The sequence below is a fragment of the Acinetobacter sp. YH12136 genome, from assembly GCF_013418545.1.
GTDB classification, from domain to species: domain Bacteria; phylum Pseudomonadota; class Gammaproteobacteria; order Pseudomonadales; family Moraxellaceae; genus Acinetobacter; species Acinetobacter towneri.
The window spans coordinates 59,371-82,716 of record NZ_VPBV01000008.1 but is presented as its reverse complement, the minus strand read 5'-3'; the positions used below and the strand labels follow the sequence as shown (position 1 = coordinate 82,716).

General features: G+C 42.7%; 23 protein-coding genes. 15 read left to right on the top strand and 8 right to left on the bottom strand.

What is annotated here, in order from left to right; translation table 11 throughout:
* The first annotated feature begins 73 nt into the window (after positions 1-73).
* Positions 74-1,750: an AMP-binding protein gene (locus tag FTU71_RS05590; RefSeq protein ID WP_180111617.1), complete on the top strand. Its 1,677-nt coding sequence runs from the start codon at positions 74-76 to the stop codon at positions 1,748-1,750.
* 99 nt (positions 1,751-1,849) lie between these two features.
* Here FTU71_RS05590 and FTU71_RS05585 read toward each other — a convergent pair whose 3' ends face one another.
* The gene (locus tag FTU71_RS05585) at positions 1,850-2,230 is read right to left on the bottom strand and encodes a hypothetical protein (RefSeq protein WP_004975646.1); all 381 of its coding nucleotides are present in this window, start codon (positions 2,228-2,230) and stop codon (positions 1,850-1,852) included.
* A 104-nt stretch (positions 2,231-2,334) separates the two neighbouring features.
* On the opposite strand from FTU71_RS05585, the gene FTU71_RS05580 reads away from it, so the two are divergent.
* Entirely contained in the window at positions 2,335-2,733 is a 399-nt protein-coding gene (locus FTU71_RS05580; protein ID WP_096902243.1) for an MAPEG family protein, read from the top strand.
* 124 nt (positions 2,734-2,857) lie between these two features.
* Complete coding sequence (gene ppa / locus FTU71_RS05575) at positions 2,858-3,394, top strand: inorganic diphosphatase (RefSeq protein ID WP_004975651.1); 537 nt, start codon at positions 2,858-2,860, stop codon at positions 3,392-3,394.
* 98 nt (positions 3,395-3,492) lie between these two features.
* Here the strand turns inward: ppa and FTU71_RS05570 are convergent, their stop codons facing one another.
* The gene (locus tag FTU71_RS05570) at positions 3,493-4,803 is read right to left on the bottom strand and encodes an OprD family outer membrane porin (RefSeq protein WP_179993473.1); all 1,311 of its coding nucleotides are present in this window, start codon (positions 4,801-4,803) and stop codon (positions 3,493-3,495) included.
* 1,128 nt (positions 4,804-5,931) lie between these two features.
* Here FTU71_RS05570 and FTU71_RS05565 point away from each other — a divergent pair.
* Positions 5,932-6,684, top strand: coding sequence for a TorF family putative porin (locus FTU71_RS05565; protein WP_026438393.1), 753 nt, complete (start codon positions 5,932-5,934; stop codon positions 6,682-6,684).
* A 154-nt stretch (positions 6,685-6,838) separates the two neighbouring features.
* Here FTU71_RS05565 and FTU71_RS05560 read toward each other — a convergent pair whose 3' ends face one another.
* Positions 6,839-8,326 carry a YifB family Mg chelatase-like AAA ATPase gene (locus tag FTU71_RS05560; protein ID WP_180111615.1) on the bottom strand — a complete coding sequence of 496 codons (1,488 nt, stop codon included), beginning with the start codon at positions 8,324-8,326 and terminating at the stop codon, positions 6,839-6,841.
* Positions 8,327-8,398: 72 nt separating this feature from the next.
* Positions 8,399-8,626 carry an accessory factor UbiK family protein gene (locus FTU71_RS05555; protein WP_004975661.1) on the bottom strand — a complete coding sequence of 76 codons (228 nt, stop codon included), beginning with the start codon at positions 8,624-8,626 and terminating at the stop codon, positions 8,399-8,401.
* A gap of 276 nt (positions 8,627-8,902) precedes the next feature.
* Between FTU71_RS05555 and glnK the strand changes: the two genes are divergently transcribed.
* From glnK to FTU71_RS05520, 7 genes are all read left to right on the top strand, one after another.
* Positions 8,903-9,241 carry a P-II family nitrogen regulator gene (glnK, locus tag FTU71_RS05550; protein ID WP_004650081.1) on the top strand — a complete coding sequence of 113 codons (339 nt, stop codon included), beginning with the start codon at positions 8,903-8,905 and terminating at the stop codon, positions 9,239-9,241.
* Between the two features lie 63 nt (positions 9,242-9,304).
* The gene (locus FTU71_RS05545) at positions 9,305-10,714 is read left to right on the top strand and encodes an ammonium transporter (protein ID WP_180111612.1); all 1,410 of its coding nucleotides are present in this window, start codon (positions 9,305-9,307) and stop codon (positions 10,712-10,714) included.
* A gap of 139 nt (positions 10,715-10,853) precedes the next feature.
* Positions 10,854-11,312 (top strand): transcriptional regulator NrdR, encoded by a 459-nt coding sequence (gene nrdR / locus FTU71_RS05540; protein ID WP_096902237.1) that lies wholly within the window; start codon positions 10,854-10,856, stop codon positions 11,310-11,312.
* A gap of 36 nt (positions 11,313-11,348) precedes the next feature.
* Positions 11,349-12,452: a bifunctional diaminohydroxyphosphoribosylaminopyrimidine deaminase/5-amino-6-(5-phosphoribosylamino)uracil reductase RibD gene (gene ribD / locus FTU71_RS05535; protein WP_136144443.1), complete on the top strand. Its 1,104-nt coding sequence runs from the start codon at positions 11,349-11,351 to the stop codon at positions 12,450-12,452.
* On the top strand, positions 12,449-13,741 hold the full coding sequence (locus tag FTU71_RS05530) for a DNA adenine methylase (protein ID WP_180111610.1): 1,293 nt from the start codon (positions 12,449-12,451) through the stop codon (positions 13,739-13,741). Before ribD ends, FTU71_RS05530 begins: the two co-directional genes overlap by 4 nt.
* 33 nt (positions 13,742-13,774) lie before the next feature.
* Positions 13,775-14,434, top strand: a complete 660-nt coding sequence (locus tag FTU71_RS05525) for a riboflavin synthase (protein WP_096902235.1) — start codon at positions 13,775-13,777, stop codon at positions 14,432-14,434.
* 123 nt (positions 14,435-14,557) lie between these two features.
* Positions 14,558-15,103, top strand: coding sequence for a VTT domain-containing protein (locus tag FTU71_RS05520; protein WP_004975673.1), 546 nt, complete (start codon positions 14,558-14,560; stop codon positions 15,101-15,103).
* A gap of 109 nt (positions 15,104-15,212) precedes the next feature.
* Here the strand turns inward: FTU71_RS05520 and FTU71_RS05515 are convergent, their stop codons facing one another.
* From FTU71_RS05515 to FTU71_RS05500, 4 genes are all read right to left on the bottom strand, one after another.
* Positions 15,213-15,431, bottom strand: a complete 219-nt coding sequence (locus FTU71_RS05515; RefSeq protein ID WP_096901968.1) for a hypothetical protein — start codon at positions 15,429-15,431, stop codon at positions 15,213-15,215.
* A gap of 145 nt (positions 15,432-15,576) precedes the next feature.
* Positions 15,577-16,197 (bottom strand): hypothetical protein, encoded by a 621-nt coding sequence (locus FTU71_RS05510; RefSeq protein ID WP_004975677.1) that lies wholly within the window; start codon positions 16,195-16,197, stop codon positions 15,577-15,579.
* A gap of 48 nt (positions 16,198-16,245) precedes the next feature.
* On the bottom strand, positions 16,246-16,653 hold the full coding sequence (locus FTU71_RS05505; RefSeq protein WP_104852911.1) for a DNA polymerase III subunit chi: 408 nt from the start codon (positions 16,651-16,653) through the stop codon (positions 16,246-16,248).
* Positions 16,646-18,094, bottom strand: a complete 1,449-nt coding sequence (locus tag FTU71_RS05500) for a leucyl aminopeptidase (protein WP_104853278.1) — start codon at positions 18,092-18,094, stop codon at positions 16,646-16,648. Before FTU71_RS05500 ends, FTU71_RS05505 begins: the two co-directional genes overlap by 8 nt.
* A gap of 158 nt (positions 18,095-18,252) precedes the next feature.
* On the opposite strand from FTU71_RS05500, the gene lptF reads away from it, so the two are divergent.
* The 4 genes from lptF to FTU71_RS05480 all read left to right on the top strand — a co-directional run bounded on the left by lptF (position 18,253) and on the right by FTU71_RS05480 (position 23,306).
* Positions 18,253-19,353 (top strand): LPS export ABC transporter permease LptF, encoded by a 1,101-nt coding sequence (gene lptF, locus FTU71_RS05495; RefSeq protein WP_004975682.1) that lies wholly within the window; start codon positions 18,253-18,255, stop codon positions 19,351-19,353.
* A gap of 1 nt (position 19,354) precedes the next feature.
* A complete protein-coding gene (lptG, locus tag FTU71_RS05490; RefSeq protein ID WP_004975683.1) occupies positions 19,355-20,425 on the top strand; it encodes an LPS export ABC transporter permease LptG in 1,071 nt (356 codons plus the stop codon).
* A gap of 145 nt (positions 20,426-20,570) precedes the next feature.
* Entirely contained in the window at positions 20,571-22,118 is a 1,548-nt protein-coding gene (gpmI, locus tag FTU71_RS05485) for a 2,3-bisphosphoglycerate-independent phosphoglycerate mutase (RefSeq protein WP_004975686.1), read from the top strand.
* A gap of 24 nt (positions 22,119-22,142) precedes the next feature.
* Positions 22,143-23,306 carry a S41 family peptidase gene (locus tag FTU71_RS05480; protein ID WP_004975690.1) on the top strand — a complete coding sequence of 388 codons (1,164 nt, stop codon included), beginning with the start codon at positions 22,143-22,145 and terminating at the stop codon, positions 23,304-23,306.
* Positions 23,307-23,346 lie beyond the last annotated feature (40 nt).

Here is a 23,346-nt window from a genome sequence, read left to right as displayed (position 1 = left end):
AAGCAAAGAACGACGTCCTGTATTGAGAAAAACAGTTTAAAACTAAGGATTATTGATTGGAGAAATTGGCATTATGGAAAAGATTTGGTTTGCTGAATACCAAAAGACAGGGATTCCAGAAACTGTAGAACTGCCTGCAGAAAATACGTCACTCGTAGACATTTTTGAACGTAATTTCCAAAAATTTGGTTCACGTGATGCCTTTATCTTTATGGATAAGGTTTTAAGCTTTAGTGAACTAGAAGAAGCTAGCCGTAAATTTGCAACTTATTTACAAAGTTTAGGTTTGGCACCTGGCTCGCGTGTTGCGGTGATGATGCCGAACGTACTTCAATATCCTGTGGTTGCACTGGGGGTGTTCCGCGCAGGTTTAGTTTTGGTGAACGTGAATCCACTTTATACTTCGCGTGAGTTAGAGCATCAATTAAATGACTCTGGTTCTGAAGTTTTAGTGATTATTGAAAACTTTGCATCCGTTTATCAGGCGATTATTGGTAAAACCCCTGTGAAGCATGTGGTTGTTGCTTCTGTGGGCGATATGCTAGGTGCATTAAAAGGCACCTTGGTGAATTTTGTTTTACGTTCAGTGCGTAAGCAAATTCCTGCATGGAACATTCCGGGTCACGTTAAATTTAACGCAGCAATGTCTAAAGTGAGCCCAAGCAACTACAAACGCCCAAGCTTAACTTTAAGTGATACTGCTGTATTGCAATATACAGGTGGTACAACTGGGGTATCTAAAGGTGCAGAATTAACGCATCGCAACCTTGTAGCTAACATGCTGCAATGTGATGGTATTTTCCAAAGTAAATTTGGTGCGCAAGATGGTCAGCCAGATGACCGTATTTTCTGTGCATTGCCGCTATATCACATCTTTGCATTCATGGTGTGTGCACTTTACGGCATGTATAAAGGTCAGGCCAACGTATTAATTCCAAACCCGCGTGACTTACCTGCGGTAATGAAAGAATTGCGTAAATATCAGCCGACATTCTTCCCTGCAGTAAACACGTTATTCAATGCGTTAGTGAACAATGAAGAGTTTAAACAGCTCGATCACAGCAAATTGAAGATGGCGATGGGTGGTGGTATGGCAGTATTACCATCAACTGCTGAAGCATGGAAAAAAGTCACAGGCACCAACATTATTGAAGGTTATGGCTTGTCTGAGACTTCACCTGTGGCAACGGCTAACCCACCTACATCTGACGAATTTAGTGGTACCATTGGTATTCCATTGCCATTAACTGAAGTGGCTATTTTGGATGATGACGGCAATGAAGTTGCACTAGGTGAGCAAGGTGAAATTTCAATCCGTGGTCCACAAGTCATGAAAGGCTATTGGAACCGTCCAGATGAAACTGACAAAGTGATGATTAATGGTTTCTTCCGTACAGGTGACATTGGTGTCATGGATTCACGCGGCTATGTGAAAATTGTAGACCGTAAAAAAGACATGATTTTGGTATCAGGCTTTAACGTTTATCCATCTGAAATTGAAGAAGTGATTGCGAAGCATCCGAAAGTATTGGAAGTGGCTGCAATTGGTGTACCAGATGAAAAATCAGGTGAAGTGCCAAAACTGTTTGTGGTGAAAAAAGATCCATCATTGACCACAGAAGAAGTATTAGCATTCGCTAAAGAGAACTTAACTGGCTATAAACGCCCACGTTATGTGGAGTTTATGGATGAATTGCCAAAATCAAACGTAGGTAAAATTTTGCGTAAAGATTTGCGTAAGACTGCGTAATTCATTCTGCTCTGAAATAAAAACGCCCCTGAAAACTCAGGGGCATTTTTTATATGCTATAGAAAATAGATTGTTTCTTGTTCGATAAAGGCAAAAGTATTACTCTTTCATCAGCCAACGGTCAAAGTAACGACGCCCAACACCCACAATACCCAAGAAAATAAACATCGCACCAAATTGGCGGCTAAAACCTGATTGATTAAAACTGCCATAACTTAAAATATTATCAATTAAGCAATACACCACAATCACAATAATCCAGTGCCAGAGCGGTAAGCGCTTAATCCCTACCGCATAAAACGCCACCCAAAGTACAACGAAGGTAAAAATGGTCGACCATACGTTCATGTTGGCGCAAATCACCATCAATAAAAATGCCACAATAGGCAACACAATTTTTAAAACACGATCCACTCGCAGTTGATGTTGGCGCTGCTTTTCAAGTACATCTAACATTTCCTTTTGATCTGGGCTGACCATAATGGATCCTTTATACAATTGCTTAAAACATGCTATTTAACAAAATTTATTCAAGAAATGCCATGTTATGATAAGTTCTCAATACAGTTTATGAGAAAAAATTGATGCAAAGCATAAGTGGAATTGTTTATCTAATTATAATTGCTTGCTTATTGCCGTATGTCTTTGCTGTTGTCGCAAAAATGGCAGGCGGCTTTAAACGTGAAGATAACCAAAATCCACGTGAATTTTTAGCCAAAACCACAGGTTTTGCTGCACGTGCTAACGCTGTACAGCAAAACAGTTTTGAAAGCCTGCCTTTATTTATTGCTGCAGTGCTCATGGCGGAATATATGGTCATCCCACAAGTGGTGGTGATGATGTTTGGTATTGCTTATATTGTGCTGCGCATTATTTATGGAATTTGTTATTTAGCCAATTGGGCGACGCTGCGTTCAATTGTTTGGATGCTGTCTTTACTTTGTCCAATTTGTATTTTGCTGATGGTGATTAAACTGACCTGATCAAGTCATGTCTGAAAATATGTATTTTTGCCTTGCAGATGTATAATCGCGCAGTAATTCAGGACAGAAAACCGTTATAATTGACGCGGTTTTAAAAAGATTTAACTTGTTTAAGAGTGATGCTATGAGCTACAGCAATATCCCTGCGGGTAAAGATGCACCAAATGACATCTATGTGATCATTGAAATTCCTGCCAATGCAGCGCCAATCAAATACGAAATTGACAAAGATTCTGATGCATTATTTGTAGACCGTTTCATGGGTACAGCAATGTTCTATCCAGCGAACTACGGTTATGTGCCAAATACACTTTCATTGGATGGTGATCCGCTAGACGTATTGGTTGTGACCCCACACCCAGTAGAGCCAGGTTCTGTGATTCGTTGCCGCCCAGTGGGTAAATTGAACATGGAAGATGATGGTGGTATTGATGCGAAATTGGTTGCCGTTCCGCACGAAAAATTAACCCCAATTTATAAAGATGTTCAAGAATATACGGATCTTCCACCATTATTGATCAGCCAAATTGAACACTTCTTCCAACACTATAAAGACTTAGAACCAGGCAAATGGGTGAAGTTAAGTGGTTGGGAAGGTGCGGATGTTGCAAAACAAGAAGTATTGAACTCAATTGAAGGTTATAAAGCAGCAAATCCATAATTTGCGCTTAGCCTGCTAAGCTTTTATTTTAAAGCTGAGATAAAAAACCTGCACAATTTTTGTGCAGGTTTTTTTATTGGATTGGCTATTCTGAGAAATTAGAATAATTTCACAGGAATATCTAACCAGATACGCCATTCGTTTGTTGAGCCAATAGCATTACTGACATAATTTTCTTTCGCATTGTTATACGTATCGCTTGCACGTAAGTAAGAGTGACGTAAGCGTAAGCTTGCATCTTTGAATGCACCCGATTGAACCGTATATTTCACTTGGTTAAAGAATTCATGTTCTTCAGCTTGGTCGATAATTTGTGCTGGATTATTTATTTCGGCTACATCAATATCCCAACCATAAACGAATGCTGTTGTCCAGTTTAGACCTGGAAGACCATGGTTTTTAAAATTATAGTTGTACTGTAAGCCAACAGATTTTTCATCGTTACCATTAAAGTCGGATAAGTATGAGTTTGGTACATAAATGCTTTGTAGACCATCTTCGTTGTAAGCATAGTCGTAACCTATGTTGCCGGCATTATCTTGGTATGCAAGCATCAAATTGTGTGCGTCCCTGTTATAGCTTGCAGATACACCCCAAATCGAGTTAGTCAATTCTTCAGTTGCACTGCGTGGATCAGTGGTTGCTGCTCCAACTTTCCATTTGGTATTGTAACCCATTGCATCTAAAGTTACGCTCGCACCATTTGCTGTAGGGAGGCTATAATTCACATTCCCATAGTGACGATCTAATTTATCTTTAACTTCCACACCATAATAAGAAGTATTTACTTGGTCGTTAAACTTGTATTTCGCGCCCCAGAAAATAGCACTGTCCAAATTTTGTTGGTCTGAGCTGATGTCATTTGACCATTGGTTTTTAGTGAATTTACCACCGATTAACGTCAAGTCTTTAATTTCGTTACTTTCAATATAAAGACCAGTGTAGTACTCAGGGGTTAAGCGAGCAGTATTGCTTGCAATTACTGGAATTTCAGATACTTGTGTACCATATTTAGCTGTTGTGTTTGATACGCGTGCTTTGACATAAGCACCACCACGTGCCCAGTGGTCATAAGCAGAACCATCGTTGTGGACTGGAATCATTTGGTTGCCAGTATTTTTGTTTTCACCTAGTTTGAATGAAGCATCACCAATGATACCTGCACCAAAACCAACAATACCTTTAGTAAAGCCAGAATCTAGATTGATAATTGCTGTTTGAGCTGCAGAGCTTGTGTCGTTTGTTAGTCCATCTTTTTTATCACGATTCAAATAACCTGTACGGAATAAAACCGAACCGTTTGCGTCTTCTACAAAGCCTTTAGATTCACTTTGTTCGCTAGCAAATGCAGTTGAAACAAGCGCTGCGTTGATCAGCAACGCAAGTGTTAATTTTTTAGATTGCAGCATTGGGAGATGGCCTCATGCAGTAAATGTGTAGTTGAAACGTAGGCGAATTGTATCGCTATTTATGCGCGAAAATATCACTTTTAAAGCACTTATGACACTAAAGTTAAGCATTTTTTCGATAAACTGTGGGGTCATTAAAAATATCGACTTTTCAAAAGTTGAATAAATATTTTATTTTTTAGTAAAAACATAAACATATTTAAAACTTACTGAGTCACTGAAACATAGCCAAATACAGCGCATCTGCAACTTGTACATTAAAAATACAGTTTATTCAATTTTTCAACAGCTTGGTGTATGATCAAAGCGCATAAGGCACAGCATAAATTTTAAAATAGGGTGAAGTTTTTCCTGTGAAATGGTTATCTATGAAGTCGAATTTTGGGCAAGAGATAAGTGGGGAAATAAATTTATGAATCTTTATTTGAATTAAGAGTATAAAAATTACATTTTATTTAAGCTTTGAGTAATAGCTTTTGGCTATTACGGATTTCATGTGAAACATCGGTGTTAAGTTTTGGCATTACGATGAAAACAGAACTGTTTAAGCAGATATTTTATACATAACTTTTATATGGTCGTTGGCTTGCGAAAATTAAAATTGATCTATCGTTTTGGTCATTGAATTATTTTTGATGTGAAGATTGAAGTGTCGCGTCGTATATTGATGTCAAATTTTGGTGCAGAAATCTAGTGCAGTTTAGGACATGATTTCTGTCTGTTCACTGAGTTTTGATAGTTGATGGCGTAAGGATGAACAGAGGATAGGCATGACTTTCTATTTTTTGATCAGGATAGGCTTGTGATTCTTGACTGCACTTTTTTAGGTATGTGATTTAGCTTTATTGCTATGCAAGGATGCAAAAAATAATCATAGCACTGTGTAAATTCATGTTTAAAGTGCAGTGGTTATAAGACGAGTATTGATGCAAATCAAAATTCATTCCAATCAAAATAAAAAACACACTAAAAATAATTGATGTATAACAATAGTTTAAATTTATATCTATTGCTTTTAAACGTAAAATTGCTGTTCTGAATTTCATCGTTGGCATAGAGTTTGCAATTCCTTCATTGAGTCAAAAAAAATAGACAAAGGCATCTCATCCGATGCAGGGGGAATCTAAAATGAAATTCGTACTTCAAACACTTTCTTTGGCGATGTTCGCAGCCACATCAAGTCTCAGCTTTGCTGCAGAAAATGCGACAGGCATGTCGTTTAGCGGGACAGCAGCCTTAACCAGTGATTATCGCTATCGTGGTTTAACTCAAACCTTTAATGATCCCGCAGTGCAAGCAGGTTTTGCTCTCAGCCATGATTCTGGCGTGTATGCAGGCGTGTGGGGTTCCAATGTCGATTTTGGTGGTACGGCACATTTAGAGCTTGACCCTTATATGGGCTATACCACAAGCCTAGATTATTTTGCCAGCAAACCCATTTTGGATGTGGGTTTTTGGTATTACGCTTACCCAAGTGAGAGCGATTTAAACTGGCTCGAAGCTTATGCAAAATTAGGTTTTAGTGATGTTTTGTTTAAAGATGCCAGCTTATTAACAGCCATTAACTACAGTAATGATTTCTTAGGTGGTGACACCGATGCTTGGTATTTCAATGCCACTTATACCGCACCCATTGGAAGTACCGGCTTTTCTGGGGTTGCTGGATTAGGTTACACCCAAGCAGATGACTTTGATTTTGGCGGTGGAAAAGACAGCTATGTAGATTGGAAAGTCGGTGTAAGCTATAACTTTGCTTCAGTTGAAGGTTTATCTGCTGAATTGGCTGCTGTAGGAACTGATATTGATACCGATGGTTTTTCGCATGCGGCAAAGCGTGGCGTTGAAACAGGAGCTGTATTTACTTTAACTAAAGCCTTCTAAAGATACGGCTACGACGATAAATAAAAGCTCCAGTTAGGAGTGAAACTTAAAACAATAAAAACAACTCGCCCATTGTACAGGCATGGCAATGGGCTATTTTCATCTCTTAGACTTTTAATCAGATTCTTAATCGAACTCTTAATTAGACTTTCAATCAGGCTTCATGGGCACGATAAGACAGTGCTTCACTCAAATGTGGACTTTGAATCTGTTCACTTTGGGCTAAATCTGCAATGGTGCGTGCCACTCGTAACACCCGATGATACGCACGTGCCGATAAGTTCAAACGCTGCTGCGCAATGGCTAAAATATTTTGCGCAGTATCATCTAAATGTGCAAATTGCTCTAATTGTTTGGGACTGAGCGCCATGTTTAAACACTCTTGGCGTTGCAATTGTCGTGTATATGCTTGAATGACACGGCTTCGCACGGTTTCAGAATTTTCCACTGGTCGGGTATCCTGTAATTCATGTGCTTGCAGAGGTGGTACATCAATGTGTAAGTCGATACGATCCAACAACGGTCCTGAAATACGGTTTTGATAGCGTTTAATACTTTCTGCAGAACACTGACAGCGCACATCTTGATTAAAAGCATAACCACAAGGGCAGGGATTCATGGCAGCAATCAGTTGAAAGTTGGCTGGAAAGGTAATTTGCCGAGAGGCGCGGGAAATCACAATTTCTTTGGACTCTAAAGGTTGGCGCAGCACTTCTAACACTTTTTTATCAAATTCAGGCAATTCATCTAAAAATAAAACGCCTAAATGCGCCAAGGTAATTTCACCAGGTTTGGGATATGAGCCTCCACCGACCAAGGCTACAGCAGAAGCGGTATGATGCGGGGCGCGAAAAGGGCGCTGTCCAAACGTATGCGGGCTATCCGCCACAGAATAGATGCTGGCGACCTCTAAATTTTCCTGCATATTCAATGGCGGTAAAATACTGGAAAGTCGGGATGCCAGTAAGGTTTTACCTGTACCGGGTGGGCCTTTGAATAGCAATGAATGTCCACCAGCAGCTGCTATTTCCAAAGCACGTCGTGGGCGCAATTGTCCTTTAACATCGACTAAATCAAATGCGGAATGTGATAACTGTGGCTGGGCAATTGCGGTGACTTTATCTAAAGGCTGGCTTTGTGCCAAATGTTCGCAAACTTGTTTTAAATGTGTGGCGGCAAAGACTTCAAAGTCAGGCAATTGAGCAGCTTCTTGTGCATTTTGTTCAGGTAAAACCAAACAATGCTGTGCCTGTTGGCAGGCAATCGCAATACTGAGTGTACCTGTGGTAGGACGCAATTGACCATCTAAAGCCAATTCTCCAATAAACTCTAAACTTTCAGTGCTTTGTTCGGGCAATTGTCCCGAAGCAATTAAAATGCCTAAAGCAATGGCTAAGTCCAAACGCGAACCATCTTTGGGCAAGTCGGCAGGCGCTAAATTAATGGTCAGACGTTTGGTCGGAAATTGAAAACCACTGTTAATAATGGCAGAGCGTACCCGATCTTTACTCTCACGTACGGCAGCTTCGGCTAGACCGACAATGGTTAAAGAAGGTAAACCTTGACTCAGATGGACTTCGACTTCAATTGCAGGGGCGTGCAAGCCGAGCAGCCCCCGCGTATACACTTTGGCAAAAGACATTTTTATGATGATCCGTTTTGGTGCGTTATTTTTATAATGTTTGGTTTTTGTATTTATGCACTCAATTGGTGCTTATTTTTGGAGTTGAATTTTCTGTTCCAGTGCTTCAACCTGTTTTAACAATTCATTTAAACGTAAGTTGGCATTATTGAGCGCAGTACGTTGGCGGTCTAGCTCATCTTGCGAGACCAAATCCATTTTGGTGACCGCCTCATTGAGCAAAGCACGTAAATTATGTTCTAAATCTTTTTTAGGTTGTTCAACTTGTTCCAAAATGGCTTGTAATAAAGTTTCAATCATTGTTGTTTCCACAAAGATGGAGAAAATGGAGGCAGTGTAGCACTGGTCTTGAATAGACTATAGCATTTCAGACGAAATATGGATTTATTCGATGAGTAAAATCGTAAATCTTCTAGTAAATATGTCTATTTTTTGAAGATCAAAACCATATAAATGTATAAAATAAGGTATAAAGAAAACTCATGTCACGGTTTCTAATTTCCCCCGACCTTAGAACTTTGGCATGGAATTTGAACATAAAACCTTACTGGTGAATTAAGCCGAAGGAAAACAAACATGAAGCTCGTAACTGCAATTGTAAAACCCTTTAAATTAGATGATGTGCGTGAAGCATTATCTGAAATTGGTGTTCAAGGGATCACCGTAACAGAAGTCAAAGGCTTCGGTCGCCAAAAAGGTCACACCGAACTTTATCGTGGCGCTGAATACGTCGTTGACTTTTTGCCTAAAGTTAAAATTGAAATCGCAATTAGCGATGAAATGGTGGATTCGGTGATTGAGTCAATCACTCGTGTTGCTAGTACAGGCAAGATTGGTGATGGCAAAATCTTTGTGACTAACCTCGAACAAGTCATCCGTATTCGTACAGGTGAAACGGGTGCAGACGCTGTTTAAGAAAATGGCACGAAGTTTGCTGAGTACCTAATAACTCACAAAAACAAAGGTCGGGGGACACAAATGAAAAAAATGCTACTCGCGCTGAGTCTATCAGGCGCACTTCTTGGTGGTTCTGTTGCTTGGGCTGAAGAAGCCGTAACAGCCACCGCACCAACTTCAGATGTTGCAGTGCTTGAAACTGCCGAAACATCTCCTATCGAAACAACAAATGCAACAGAAGTTGCAGCTGTAGCAGAAGTCAGCACGCCCGAAGCTGCTGAACCTGAAGCTGTATTAGATACAGGCGATACCGCTTGGATTTTAGTTTCGACTGCTTTAGTTTTACTCATGACCATTCCTGGTTTGGCACTATTTTATGGCGGTATGGTACGCAAGAAAAACGTACTCAATACTATGGCTTATAGCTTTGTAGCAGCAGCCGTGGTCAGTATTGCCTGGGTGGCAGTGGGCTATAGTTTGGCTTTTGGTGAAGGTAATGCCTTTATTGGTGGTCTAGACAAAGTCATGCTGGCAGGCATTGGTACCGATGCGCTCAGTGGCAGTATTCCTGAAATTCTATTTGTGATATTTCAAATGACCTTTGCCATCATTACTGTGGCAATTATCAGTGGTTCAATTGCAGAACGAATGAAGTTTGGTGCCTTTGTTGCCTTTATCGCGATTTGGGTGGTCGTGGTCTACGCACCAATTACCCACTGGGTATGGGGTGGTGGTTGGTTAGGCAATGATGGTGCTCTCGACTTTGCTGGTGGTACTGTTGTTCATATTAACTCGGGTGTTGCAGGTTTAGTTGCTGCATACATGTTGGGCAAACGTATGGGCTTGGGCCGTGAATCTATGGCTCCGCACAACCTGACTTTGACTGTACTGGGTGCAAGTTTACTCTGGGTGGGCTGGTTTGGTTTCAACGGTGGTTCTGCTTTAGGTGCCAATGGTGCAGCGGGTTATGCCTTAGTTGTGACTCAAGTGGCAGCCGCAGCCGCAGCAATTGCATGGCTTGTAGCAGAAAAACTGGTACGTGGTAAAGGTTCTGTATTAGGTGCTGCATCGGGTGCTGTAGCAGGTTTGGTGGTGATTACTCCAGCAGCAGGTTTTGTGACTGTTGGTGGTGCATTAGCGATGGGTTTAATTGGTGGTGTGGTATGTTTCTGGGGTATTACTGCCTTAAAACGCGCCCTGAAAGCTGATGACTCTCTAGATGCCTTTGGACTACATGGTGTAGGTGGTATTGTTGGTGCAATTTTAACAGCCTTCTTTGCCAGCGAGTTTATTATGGGCGATACTGCACCAAGCAACTTGATGAGCCAACTTTGGGTGCAAGTTGAAGGTGTGTTAGCGACCATTGCTTACTCTGCTGTACTGACTTTCATCATCTTAAAAGTAATTGATCTAACCATTGGTATTCGTGTGGCTGCAGAAGATGAGCGTATGGGACTCGACTTAAGCCAACATGGTGAACGTGTAGAATAATCTAGACAGTACATAATCAATATATTGTGTAAAACAGCCCTTCGGGGCTGTTTTTTTTCTATATGTTGCGTAAAACTCTACAAAGTTTGGAATTTTTGCTACACTGCATTTTCATTCAAATTTGTGCAATTAAACCGCTATGCATTGTCCATTTTGCAACACTGCAGACAGTAAAGTGATTGACTCACGTTTGGCGGCAGAAGGCTGCCAAATTCGCCGACGTCGTGAGTGTATTGGCTGTGGTGAACGCTTTACCACCTTTGAAAGTTATGAAGTGGTTATGCCACGGGTGATTAAATCCGATGGTAAAAGTGAGCCTTTCGATGAAGCCAAGTTACGTCGTTCGTTAATGCATGCTTTGCAAAAACGTCCCGTGACCCAAGAGCAAATTGAAACGGTACTCAGTGACATCCAACTGCAAATTCGCCGTTTGGGAGAGCGTGATGTGAAATCACGTACCATTGGTGAGGTTGTTATGCAGGCTTTATTTGCATTGGATCATGTTGCTTATGTACGTTTTGCCTCGGTGTATCAAGACTTTCAGGATGTCGAAGCATTCCGTCGCCAAATTGAACAAATGCAGTCGCGTGAGCAATAAAGCGCAATGCCATCATCTATTCCACAGCAACCATCCATGATTGAACTCAATACTGACGCGCAACCCGATGATCTTTTTTGGATGCGTCGTGCCATTGAACTGGCACGTTTGGGGCAATACAGCACCAAGCCAAATCCGAACGTGGGCTGCGTTATTGTTAAAGATGCCCAATTATTGGGCGAAGGTTTCCATCCACGTGCAGGACAGCCACATGCCGAAGTCTTTGCCTTGCGTCAGGCCGCTGAGCAGGCGAGGGGTGCAACCGCCTATGTGACTTTGGAGCCTTGTGCACACTATGGGCGCACACCACCATGTGCTAAAGCCTTGGTCGATGCAGGCGTGGTCAAAGTGGTAGTCGCTTGTCCAGATCCAAATCCATTGGTGGCAGGTAAGGGCGTTCAAATTTTAAAAGATGCGGGTATTCAGGTTGATGTCGGTGTGGCAGAAGCCGAAGCGCGTCAGTTAAATTTAGGCTTTTTAAAAGCCATGGCTACGGGCGTGCCCTATGTGCGTTTAAAAGTAGCTTCAAGTTTGGATGGTCGCACGGCAATGGCTTCGGGTGAATCCAAATGGATCACAGGCACGGCTGCACGTGCCGATGTGCAGCATTGGCGGGCAATTTCTGCTGCAGTATTAACGGGGATCGACACGGTACTGGCCGATGACTGTCTGCTTAATGTACGCCATTTAGAGGGTGTAGATGACATCCACAGCGTAGTACAACCCAAACGGATTATTTTAGATCGCCAAGGTCGTTTGCCTTTGAGCGCACAAATTTTGCAGCAGCCTGAAACGGTGATGGTGATGGGACCGTATCGTGCAGAGTTGGCTGCTTTGGGCGTGTTACAATTGGAACCGCAACCTTTAGCCACCTTACTTGCCCAATTGGTACAGCAACATCAAATTTATGATGTGTTGGTTGAAGCGGGTGCAACCTTATCGACCGCTTTCTTACAGGAAGGTTGGGTCGATGAAGTGATCAGCTATGTGGCACCTACATTGTTAGGGCGCTCGGCTCGTGCCATGTTTAATGCAGAATTTGAACAGATGGCAGAGCAACTTCGATTTAAACTTTGCGATGTCACTCAATTGGGTGATGACGTGCGCCTTAGGTTAATTCCTTCTCAAGAGACACTATGAGTTCAGAGTCAACGGTTTATCACAAACGTCGCCATGCGGCACGCACCACTGATGAATACTTATTCCATCAGTTAGTGCCTTATTTGGGCAATAAACGCCGTTTACTGCATCTGATTTTAGAAGCACTTGAACAGACAGGAACGCTGCATCCTAAAAATGGTCGTGCGCCAATTTTTGCCGATTTTTTTGCAGGTTCAGGAGTGGTATCACGTTTGGCGCGCCAAAATGGTTATCGGGTGATTGCCAATGACTGGGAACCGTACAGCCATGCCTTAAACCATGCGATTTTGGCCTGCACTGAAGCACCTGCGTTTAAAGAATTAGGTGGCTATCAAAAAGCCATTGATTATTTGAACCGTTTGCCTGAAGTCAAAGGCTGGGTGACGCATAACTTGTGCCCGCGCAATGACGAAATTTATGACCCAAGTCGTGACCGTTTATTCTTTAAACGTCGTAACGGCATGCGCATAGATGCGATTCGTCAGCAAATTGCCACGTGGCAAGCGCAGGGCGCCATTGATGATGTCGAGATGTCGGCATTGTTGGCGCCGTTGTTGTACTCTGCCAGTTTTGTCAGCAATACCAGCGGGGTGTTTAAAAGCTTCCACCATGGTTGGGGCGGTAAAACTAAAACTGCACTAGAACGAATTGAATCGTTATTGTGGCTCACTCCAAGCCGTTTTTGTGAAATTGGCGAACCGAATAAACCTGCTGCAGAAATGTGGTGTGTCGATGCACAGCATCTTGCCAATCAAATGAGTGGTTTTGAGGTGGATGTGGCTTATTTAGACCCCCCATATAACCAACATGCTTATAGCAGTAACTATCATGTGTTAAATGCCTTAACCTTGTGGGATCAGGTCGATTTACCAACCCCAGACACCAAAGGCTTTAAAAGTGGTATTGACCGTGCATGGCGCAAAGAACGTCCAAGTCCATACAACTCATCTAAGTACGCCAAAGAGGCGTATGAAACCTTATTGGACACCATTAATGCACGTTTTATTCTGACCAGTTATTCTACCGATGGTAATATTAGTGCCACAGACTTGTTGCAAGCCAATTTAAAACGCGGTCGAGTGACGTTATTGACGCAAGATGTTCCGCGTTATCGCGTGAGTAAGCAGCGTCAGTCTGAACGTGCGCGCGTGCTGGAATTTATTGTGATTACCGACACCCATGCCAAATCAGGCCCACCAATCCGTCAGTTGCTGGGTCAGTTGTACCATTTTGCAGAATTGGGCGGTGTCGATACCTCAGGGGTGAGTACCCAGCTGGCCTTGTGGTAAGCCCACCTTAATGAACACATTAGAGAAAGAATTATGTTTACAGGCATTATTGAAAGTTTAGGTAAAGTGGAAAGCCTGCAAAGTGTGGGCGGTGATGTACGTTTGCGTATTCAGACAGATTTAGATATGTCAGATGTGCATTTGGGTGACTCGATTGCCACCAATGGTATTTGTCTAACCGTGATTGAGTGGGGCGATAACTGGTATGCGGCAGATGTGTCGCGTGAAAGTCTGAACCGTACCACTTTAGGTACATGGAAAGTCGGTCAACCTGTCAACGTTGAAAAGGCCATGCTGCCAACCACACGTTTTGGCGGGCATATCGTGAGTGGGCACGTAGATGCTGTGGGTGAAATTACCGTGGTACGTGAAGATGCGCGTTCGATTTATTATGAAGTGACTGCACCTGCAGAAATTGCCAAATATTTGGCAGAAAAAGGCTCAGTGACGGTAGATGGCATTAGCCTGACTATTAACCATTTACGTGGCAGCATCATCAGCCTAAATTTAATTCCGCATACGGCAGAACGCACCAATATTGGTACGTGGAAAGTCGGCAGCAAAGTCAATTTAGAAGTGGATGTATTGGCACGCTATATTGAGCGTTTGCTGTTGGGTGATAAAGCTGCAGAAACTACGCAGCAATCTAAAATTAGCATGGAATTCTTGGCTGAAAATGGCTTTTTAAAATAAGCACAGAGCCGAATGAAATTTAAACAGTCTGATTGAAAAATTAGACTGTTTTTTTGTTTTTAGGGATAATTAAAAAGATAAAGATGTTTTTTTCATCATAAACACCCCTTTGGTTTAATGTAGATGATTGATTTTTTAATGAATTTGGAACACTGGCTGCCATTATTACTCGATAATTATGGTCTGTGGATCTATGCCATTTTGTTTCTGATTATTTTTGCAGAAACAGGTTCTGTGTTCATGTTCTTTTTACCAGGCGATAGTTTGCTGATCGCAATTGGTGCCTTGTGTTCCACCACCGATGTGGTGCATTTGCACTATATGGGGATTTTACTTTTTGTCGCTGCGGTCTTGGGATATAGCGTCAACTATTACACTGGACGAATTCTAGGGGTGAAGTATTTTCATCAACATTCACGTTATTTCAAACCTGAATATATTGTCAAAACCAACCATTATTTTATGAAACATGGTGGCAAAACTATTTTAATGGCGCGTTTTATACCGTTTGTTCGTTCATTTGCACCATTTGCTGCAGGGTCAGGGCACATGCCTTTGGCGACCTTTAGTTTTTATAATGTGGTGGGTGCTGCCGTATGGATTTTTTCTTTAATGGCAATAGGTTATGGCTTGGGTAATATTTTGTCTTGGTTGGGTGATTGGATTTAAATTCCTCATTTTTTCTATTTTCTTATTCTAAATCCACCGCGATAACTAAAAAAGTGGATTGATGGCCACAAAAAAAGCCCACCGTGTGGACTTTTGATATTGTTCAGTTTTAGTGTTTGGTGACAATTAATTCTGTGCCACCCAAGCGCGGGCTAAAAGTATCGTTACTTTGAATTGAAAACTCACCCTTTTCCGCTTCTTTAGACAAGTACATGCTTAATGATTGGAAATCTGCACGACTGATCCATAAATCCTGAGCACGAATACTCCACTGTTCGCCCGCATTAAGATGGTCGATTTTGCCTGAAATTTTCGTCAAGATATCCATTTGAAACCCATGATTACAAAAGTCATTTAAAGGAGATAAAAGTTGAGAATTCAACTTTTTCTGGATGACTATCATGTGACAAAATTATTTCATTTTGATGACATTGGGCTTAAGACTTTGGGCTAATTGGGGATAAAAAGTAAAATTATTCTTTAGAAAAATTTGAATTTTTTAAGATATAGTCAATTTCTTCTTGGGCTGCAGCATGTAGTCGCGCACGAAAGATCGTTACCGCCTGCTCAATTTGAGTTTCGGCTTCTAGCTCTAAACGCAAACGTACACTTTCAAGTTCAGAAACAATTTGATCATCACTTACCGCAGTTGCGGCTTGATTAAAAGTCACTGCAGGTAATTCAGGATTTTGCTCATAACGTGCAGTATAGTTTGAAATTTCCTGATCCAGACTTTGACGCATCAACTCAAGTGCTTGAGTTTGTTCTGCAAAGCGTTGCGCTTCATCTTGCTGTAGCTGTGCAGCATAAGCGGCTTGTTCTGCACGTTGCTGTTCTAATTTGAGTTCGAGTGCCAATTGGCGACGTTGCCGTGCTTCTTCAATCAAACGTGCTTTCAGGTCAGCATAGGCTTGTTCAATTTTTTCCTGTGATTGTTGCTGAGCGCGCTGATCTTCTGCAATCCAGTTGTGTAATTGCGTTTCAGGTTGCAAGACCTCACAAATTCGATGCAGATCATCCATAAATGTCTGGCGCACAGCCTGAGGCGCGGTTAACCAGCGCTGTTTAAAATCTGAGCCGACATTTAAAGTCACCGCATCTCTCCTTATTTTGAGCAGTATTTTTAAAAAAACGTTTTAAAATTAAAGCTTAAACGTCTGTGGTTCTATGCCCAAACGTCGATATTGTTTAAATTTTTCACGTCCAAGCACTTTAGCTGCTTCGTGATTTTCAATAATCTCAATAATGTGACTAAATTTTGCATAGGCTTCAAGTGCCTGACTGTTAAAATTAAACACAATCCAGTCCGATTGCTGCGGTAATTCGGCAGAAATACATACGCTGGCCTGTGTTTGGTTAATGCCATGCGGAATAAAACTGCTGGCATCAAAACTCCACAGACGCTCATCCAATGTTTGCTGTAACTCTGGGTCAGGGCAATGCAACCAAATGCGCGCCTGCTGCCGCAGTATTTTGCGGCATAAACGGCAAGTGCTTTCCACTTGCCGTTCAGGACTTTTTTCAAACAAATAAAAGCTGACTTTAGCCATTATTGCCTGCACGTTGTGCGAGGAACTGCATCAATAACGGTACAGGACGACCTGTTGCGCCTTTATTGCTGCCTGAATTCCATGCAGTGCCTGCAATATCTAAGTGTGCCCAGCGGTAGTCACGAGTAAAGCGTTGCAAGAAGCACGCTGCGGTAACTGAACCTGCTTTAGGACCACCAATATTGCCAATATCGGCAAATGGTGAATCCAGTTGTTCTTGGTAATCGTCAATCACGGGCATACGCCATACACGGTCAAATGCGGTGAGTCCCGCAGCATCTAATTCCGCCGCAAGCTCATCATCTGGGGTAAACATGCCTGTCAGTACCGAACCGAGTGCAACCACGCAAGCGCCTGTTAAAGTCGCAATATCAATCACCAAAGCAGGGTTGAAGCGTTTCACATAGGTTAGGGTATCGCACAGCACCAAACGACCTTCGGCATCGGTATTTAAAATTTCGATGGTTTGACCGCTCATACTGGTCACTATATCACCCGGGCGAGTAGCTTTGCCTGATGGCATGTTTTCTGCTGCAGCAATCGTACCGACCACATGGATAGGTAAACGTGCTTCACATAGCGCGCGCATGGTGCCTAAGACTGAAGCAGAACCACACATATCAAATTTCATTTCATCCATCCCTAAGCCAGGTTTGAGTGAAATGCCGCCTGTATCAAAGGTGATGCCTTTACCAACCAATACCACAGGTGCTTCATCACGCTGTGCTTGGTATTCGAGGCTAATGATGCGTCCTGGACGGTCTGAACCCTGACTGACTGCAAGGAAAGCACCCATGCCCAATTCCGCTATTTCTGCTTCATCTAAAATGGTGACTTTGAGTAGGTCTGGATATTCTGCCGCAAGTGCTTGGGCTTGTTCTGCCAAATATTCAGGGAAACAAATGTTGCCCGGACGGTTGCCCAAGTCACGTGCCATGTTTTGACCCGATTGCATGGCTTCAATCAATTGAAGTTGATCTGCGCTGAGTGGGCTGTTATTGGCAATGAAATGGATTTGTTCAAGCTGAAATTCATTCTTTTTGCTTTTGTATTCATCAAAAGCATAGGCTGCTTGGGTCAGGCTGAGTGCAAATACATAATGCAGCTCGCTAGGCAGGGCAGACAAGTCAATGCTGATCTGTTTAAATTTTTTTTGTGAAGATTTGATAATGCTTTGTGCAATTTTTGCCAGCTTTGCGGCTGGTAATTCTTCGGTTTTACCCAAACCGATCAGGTTGCTATTGGCGCATTCAGCAACGCTAGCCACCAAACTTAAACTTTCATTAAAGCCTGCTTTAAATTGTGTCGCTTGAATAATGCTGTCTAAATCCTTGATTTGATAAGCAGCAGTTGCCTGTGGCACCTGTTCTGCAGCCACTAAAATTGACAAAGATTCACTCGCGCTGTGTTCTTGGAATGCGGGACTTAAGCTAAATTTAATCACTGGATTTTATGCCTATCTAAATGTGCAAACTATGCAACCATTGAAACATTTTTATGCGTCGAGTTTCAATGTATAACAAGGCGATAGGTTTTATATTTTCAACATTCAGGTAAACTAACGCGAATTGGATTCCCTCACATTTTGGAAGAAATAATTTGATTATTCGGCGTTATTTGGTCAAGCAAGTTGTGTCGACATCCTTGGTTGTGATTGCCTTACTGACTTTGATCATGATGGGTGGTCGCTTGATCAAGTATTTTGGCGTGGCGGCACAAGGGCGTTTGGATGCGAGTATTTTATTCAGCATCATTGGCTATCGCTTGCCTGAATTCTTGACGCTGATCTTACCTTTGGGTTTCTTTATTGGCTTGATGTTGGTATTTGGTCGTTTATATGTCGACCATGAAATGGCAGTGCTCAACAGCAGTGGCGTGAGTCGGCATCAATTGGCACGTTTATTGGTGCCAATGACGCTGGTATTTCTAATTGTCCAAGGCTTTTTAATGCTGTGGGCATCACCGTGGGGATTGCGTCAGTTTGAAGCATTGACCACCAGTCAGGCGGTACGCACAGGTTTTGATTTGGTGCGACCCAAAGAGTTTATTTCTTCAGGGCCATATACCATTTACGCAGGTGATCTATCTGAAGATCGTAAAAACCTGAAAGATATTTTCTTCTATCAACGTGCAGAAAAAGCAGGTCGTCCTGATGTCATGATTCTGGCAAAAGAAGCGACACGGGTAGAGCTGGAAAATGATCCTGCCAATGTGGTGGATTTGGTCGAAGGGCGTCGTTATGAAATATTTCCGGGCACAGCCAAATATTCACAGGCAGAATTCCAAAGTTATCGTTTACGTTTAGAGAATGACAAAGAAGCTAAATTTGAAAGTGCCGAAGTAGAAGCCTTAACCACCTCGCAACTTTGGAAAAACCGTGCAGACCCTGTGGTCGCAAGTGAACTGGGATGGCGTATTTTTGTGCCTTTTGCGATTGTGGTGGCGTTGTTTTTAGCCGTGGCATTGTCAGAAGTTAGTCCGCGTCAGGGGCGTTATTTAAAACTGTTTCCTGCCTTGTTAATTTTCGCCAGTTTGATTGTGGCGCTCATGGCGGTTAAAACCCGTATCAGCAAACAAGAAATGGGCATGATTGCTTATCCGTTGGTGTTGTTGGCTTATGCGATTGCGGCAGCCTTGTTCTCACGTAAACAAAAACTAGCACCTAAAATTAAGCAGCAAATTCAGCGAGTGAGGTCTTAAGATGTTGGCACGTCGTATAGTTGCAAAACACGTCACCAAGACCACTGCACTGGCTATGTTTGGTGCAACGGCAATTTTGTCTGGTTTGCAGGTGTTGTTTACCTATTTAGGCGAATTGGGTTCACTCAATGAAAACTATAGTGCATGGCAGGCATTGCTGTATGTATTGTGGGGTGCGCCAAATTATCTCTATGAAATTTTGCCGATTTCTGCCTTGATTGGCGCAGTGTTAGGCTTGGGTACGTTGGCATCCAACAGCGAATTGATTGTGATGCGTTCTGCAGGGATTAGCCTGTGGCGTATTGTGGGATGGGTGATTCGTTCCGCCATGGTATTGGTACTGCTGTCTTTTGTGCTCAGTGAATGGGTGATTCCATACACCAATGAACAAGCCAAAAGTGTTAAAAGTCACCGTAGCGTCGCTGAGCTGGGTGAAGTTCGTGGCTATTGGTCGCGCGAAGGCAATCGTTTTATTTATATTGACTACGCCAATGCCCAAGGGCAGCTCAAAAATGTACAAGTGGTCGATTTTGATGATAATTATCGCTTGCGTGGTACATTGTCTGCAGATCAGGGACAGTTTGTTAAAGACGGTAGTTGGTTGCTCAATCAAACTGAACAGATGGATATTTTGCAGGCGGGCAACGCGACTTTAGCTAAAAACAGCGAACAGGCTTTGGCTTTAGCATTGCAACCGAAATATGTGCACATGGTCACCATCGACCCTGAAGATTTATCCCCAAGTCAATTGGTCAGTTTCATGAGTTATATGCATGAATACAGCCAAGTACCCAAAACCTACCAACTGGCGTTCTGGCAAAAACTTGGTGCACCCTTTGCGCTGATTGCTTTGGTGGTGATTGCTTGCTCCTTTATTTTTGGGCCGTTACGTCAGCAATCTATGGGTTTCCGTTTGGTGATTGCTTTATTTGTCGGCTTAACCTTCTTTTATTTACAGGATTTCTTGGGCTATGCCAGCTTGGTCTATGCACCATCGCCTGCGTGGTTCGTATTTATTCCTATTATTCTGATGTTTGTCATCGGCGGTTACTTACTGCATCGTGCGCGTTAAGTGCGGGCCGATGCTGCTGCTTTTTCCGTATGATTGGGTAAACCTATCTGAATCAGTGGCGGAAACCATCTTCTGAACATAGAGTCTTGACGCAAAATTCGTTAAGATAGCATGATTAATTTGTAGACGAAAAAGAGTATTGATTATGGCGGATGCAACTGCTGGCAAAATCCCTCACGTATTGGTGATTATGGATGGTGTGGGTCATCGCGAAGCGGTCGAAGACAACGCGTTTTTAGCAGCGAAACGACCAAATTTGACTGCTATGCAGGAAAAGCATCCGCATGGTTTGATCTCTGGTTCAGGTGAAGATGTGGGCTTGCCAGATGGTCAAATGGGTAACTCTGAAGTTGGTCACATGAACTTGGGTGCAGGACGTGTGTTGTACCAAGACTTTACCCGTATTACCAAAGACATTCGTACAGGCGCTTTCTTTGAACATGAAGTGTTGGTCGATGCGGTAGAAAAAGCCAAAGCAGCCAACGGTGCAGTGCATCTGCTTGGTTTATTGTCTGAAGGCGGTGTGCATTCGCATGAAGATCATATCGTGGCGATGGCAGAATTGGCATTAAAACGTGGTGCAAAAGTTTATCTACATGCCTTTTTAGATGGCCGTGATACGCCACCAAAAAGCGCGCAGCCTTCTTTGGAAAAACTGGACGCATTATTTGCACAATATCCAAATCAAGGTCGTATTGCCAGCCTGATTGGTCGCTACTATGCGATGGATCGTGACAACCGTTGGGATCGTGTAGAACAAGCCTATCGTCTACTTACCGAAGGTGAGGCAGTACGCACTGCGGCAACTGCGGTTGAAGGCTTGGCAGCGGCTTATGCGGCAGATGAAAGCGATGAGTTTGTTAAAGCCACCCGTATTGGTGAAATTGCCAAAATTCAAGATGGCGACAGCGTGGTGTTTATGAACTTCCGTGCTGACCGTGCACGTGAATTGACCAAAGCCTTTGTGGAACAGGATTTTGCTGGTTTTGAACGTAAAGTTGTGCCGCAATTGTCTAAATTTGTGATGCTGACCCGTTATCAAGCCAGCATTGCTGCGCCAGTGGCGTACATGCCAGAAGATTTGAAAAACTCGATTGGTGAATATTTGTCAGACTTGGGCAAAACACAATTGCGTATTGCTGAAACTGAAAAATACGCACACGTGACGTTCTTCTTTAGTGGTGGTCGTGAAGATGAATATCCGGGTGAAAAACGTATCCTGATTCCATCGCCAAACGTAGCAACCTACGACTTAAAACCTGAAATGAGCGCTTATGAAGTGACTGATGAACTGGTTGCAGCCATTAATTCAGGTGAATATGATTTGTTGGTGGTGAACTATGCCAATGGCGATATGGTCGGTCATACTGGTGTGTTTGATGCAGCTGTCAAAGCAGTGGAAGCAGTAGATACCTGTTTGGGTCGTGTCTATGAAGCGGTGATGGCGAAACAAGGTCACATGATTATTACAGCTGATCATGGTAACGTCGAGCAAATGCAAGACTATGACAGTGGTCAGGTACATACTCAGCACACCACTGAATTGGTGCCATTCATTTATGTAGGCCCAACTCAGGCCACCATTTTGGAAGGTGGTGTGTTGGCAGATGTTGCACCAACTTTATTGAATTTGATGCAATTGCCAGTGCCAGCAGATATGCAAGGTCGCAACTTAATTCGCTTACAGGCATAACCCTCGATACAGGTAGATGATGGAATGACGGCTCACAAAATTTATGCGGTTGTGTTGGCAAGCGTGTTGTGTGCCAGTCATTCGAGTGTTTGGGCTGCGCCAGATTGGGAGTTAGATGGCCCTACACTACAACAGGACTATGTCGATGTGCCTGTAGAGTCGATACAGGAATTTGTGCAAATCTATGGCATTGTCAAAGACAACTATGTGACTGAAAAAAGTGATGATGCCTTGTTTCAGCAAGCCATTCGTGGCTTGGTGAGCGGTTTAGACCGTTATTCACGCTATTTAACTGCTGAAGAATATAAACAACTTTTACAATATACCGAAGGCGACTTGGCCTCGGTTGATTTTACTTTGCGCTATGACGCTGCCCAGCAACATTGGGTCATTCAAAATTTAAGTGCCAATGCCGACTCGGCTAAACAAGGGCTGAAGAATGGCGACAGCCTATTTAAAATTGATAACCAAGAACTGAAAAAGCTGAGTGCAGATCAGGTCAATAACCTGCTCACAGGCTCAGTGGGATCGACTGTAAGCGTACAACGTGCAGCCAATCAGCCTGAAATTATGTTGGTACGCAACAAAAAAGTAGAAACCGATATTCAGGCGCAGATGCTTTCTAATCAGGTCTTGTTGTTAAAAGTACGTGTGTTTCAGCAAGACACCGCCAATGAAATTAAACGCTTAATTGAAGAACATAGCACGCCACGCTTAAAAGCCGTATTGATTGATCTGCGTAATAACCCAGGAGGCTTACTGTCTGCTGCGGTGGAATCTGCCGATTTATTTTTAAATCAGGGTGTGATTGTATCGACCAAAAGTCGTTCTGAAGGCGATCAACAATTTCAGGCGTTACCTAGCTTTGAATTTCAAAATTTAAAAGTCGGAGTACTGATTAATCATCGCTCTGCATCTGCGGCAGAAGTCTTTACTGGTGCTTTAAAAGACCATTCACGCGCTTGGGTGATGGGCGAAAAAAGTTATGGCAAGGGGGTGGTGCAAAAGCTGTTCCCACTTAGCGATGGTGCTGCCTTACAAATGACGGTTTCGCATTATTACACCCCACGCGAGCAAATGATTGAAGGGGTTGGGATTCAGCCGAATCAGCAATATATTCAAAGTCCTGAAATGAAAGAAGAGGCTTATCTTGAGCATGTGGCAGATTTACTGCTGAGCCGCCGTTAAGTCTCATCTGAGTAACACGTATTTTTAGACAGTCTTCATT

Coding starts and splice junctions, on each gene's coding strand:
- FTU71_RS05590 (WP_180111617.1), top strand. CDS start 74: ATGGAAAAGATTTGGTTTGCTGAATACCAAAAGACAGGGATTCCAGAA.
- FTU71_RS05585 (WP_004975646.1), bottom strand. CDS start 2,230: ATGGTCAGCCCAGATCAAAAGGAAATGTTAGATGTACTTGAAAAGCAG.
- FTU71_RS05580 (WP_096902243.1), top strand. CDS start 2,335: ATGCAAAGCATAAGTGGAATTGTTTATCTAATTATAATTGCTTGCTTA.
- ppa (WP_004975651.1), top strand. CDS start 2,858: ATGAGCTACAGCAATATCCCTGCGGGTAAAGATGCACCAAATGACATC.
- FTU71_RS05570 (WP_179993473.1), bottom strand. CDS start 4,803: ATGCTGCAATCTAAAAAATTAACACTTGCGTTGCTGATCAACGCAGCG.
- FTU71_RS05565 (WP_026438393.1), top strand. CDS start 5,932: ATGAAATTCGTACTTCAAACACTTTCTTTGGCGATGTTCGCAGCCACA.
- FTU71_RS05560 (WP_180111615.1), bottom strand. CDS start 8,326: ATGTCTTTTGCCAAAGTGTATACGCGGGGGCTGCTCGGCTTGCACGCC.
- FTU71_RS05555 (WP_004975661.1), bottom strand. CDS start 8,626: ATGATTGAAACTTTATTACAAGCCATTTTGGAACAAGTTGAACAACCT.
- glnK (WP_004650081.1), top strand. CDS start 8,903: ATGAAGCTCGTAACTGCAATTGTAAAACCCTTTAAATTAGATGATGTG.
- FTU71_RS05545 (WP_180111612.1), top strand. CDS start 9,305: ATGAAAAAAATGCTACTCGCGCTGAGTCTATCAGGCGCACTTCTTGGT.
- nrdR (WP_096902237.1), top strand. CDS start 10,854: ATGCATTGTCCATTTTGCAACACTGCAGACAGTAAAGTGATTGACTCA.
- ribD (WP_136144443.1), top strand. CDS start 11,349: ATGATTGAACTCAATACTGACGCGCAACCCGATGATCTTTTTTGGATG.
- FTU71_RS05530 (WP_180111610.1), top strand. CDS start 12,449: ATGAGTTCAGAGTCAACGGTTTATCACAAACGTCGCCATGCGGCACGC.
- FTU71_RS05525 (WP_096902235.1), top strand. CDS start 13,775: ATGTTTACAGGCATTATTGAAAGTTTAGGTAAAGTGGAAAGCCTGCAA.
- FTU71_RS05520 (WP_004975673.1), top strand. CDS start 14,558: ATGATTGATTTTTTAATGAATTTGGAACACTGGCTGCCATTATTACTC.
- FTU71_RS05515 (WP_096901968.1), bottom strand. CDS start 15,431: ATGGATATCTTGACGAAAATTTCAGGCAAAATCGACCATCTTAATGCG.
- FTU71_RS05505 (WP_104852911.1), bottom strand. CDS start 16,653: ATGGCTAAAGTCAGCTTTTATTTGTTTGAAAAAAGTCCTGAACGGCAA.
- lptG (WP_004975683.1), top strand. CDS start 19,355: ATGTTGGCACGTCGTATAGTTGCAAAACACGTCACCAAGACCACTGCA.
- gpmI (WP_004975686.1), top strand. CDS start 20,571: ATGGCGGATGCAACTGCTGGCAAAATCCCTCACGTATTGGTGATTATG.
- FTU71_RS05480 (WP_004975690.1), top strand. CDS start 22,143: ATGACGGCTCACAAAATTTATGCGGTTGTGTTGGCAAGCGTGTTGTGT.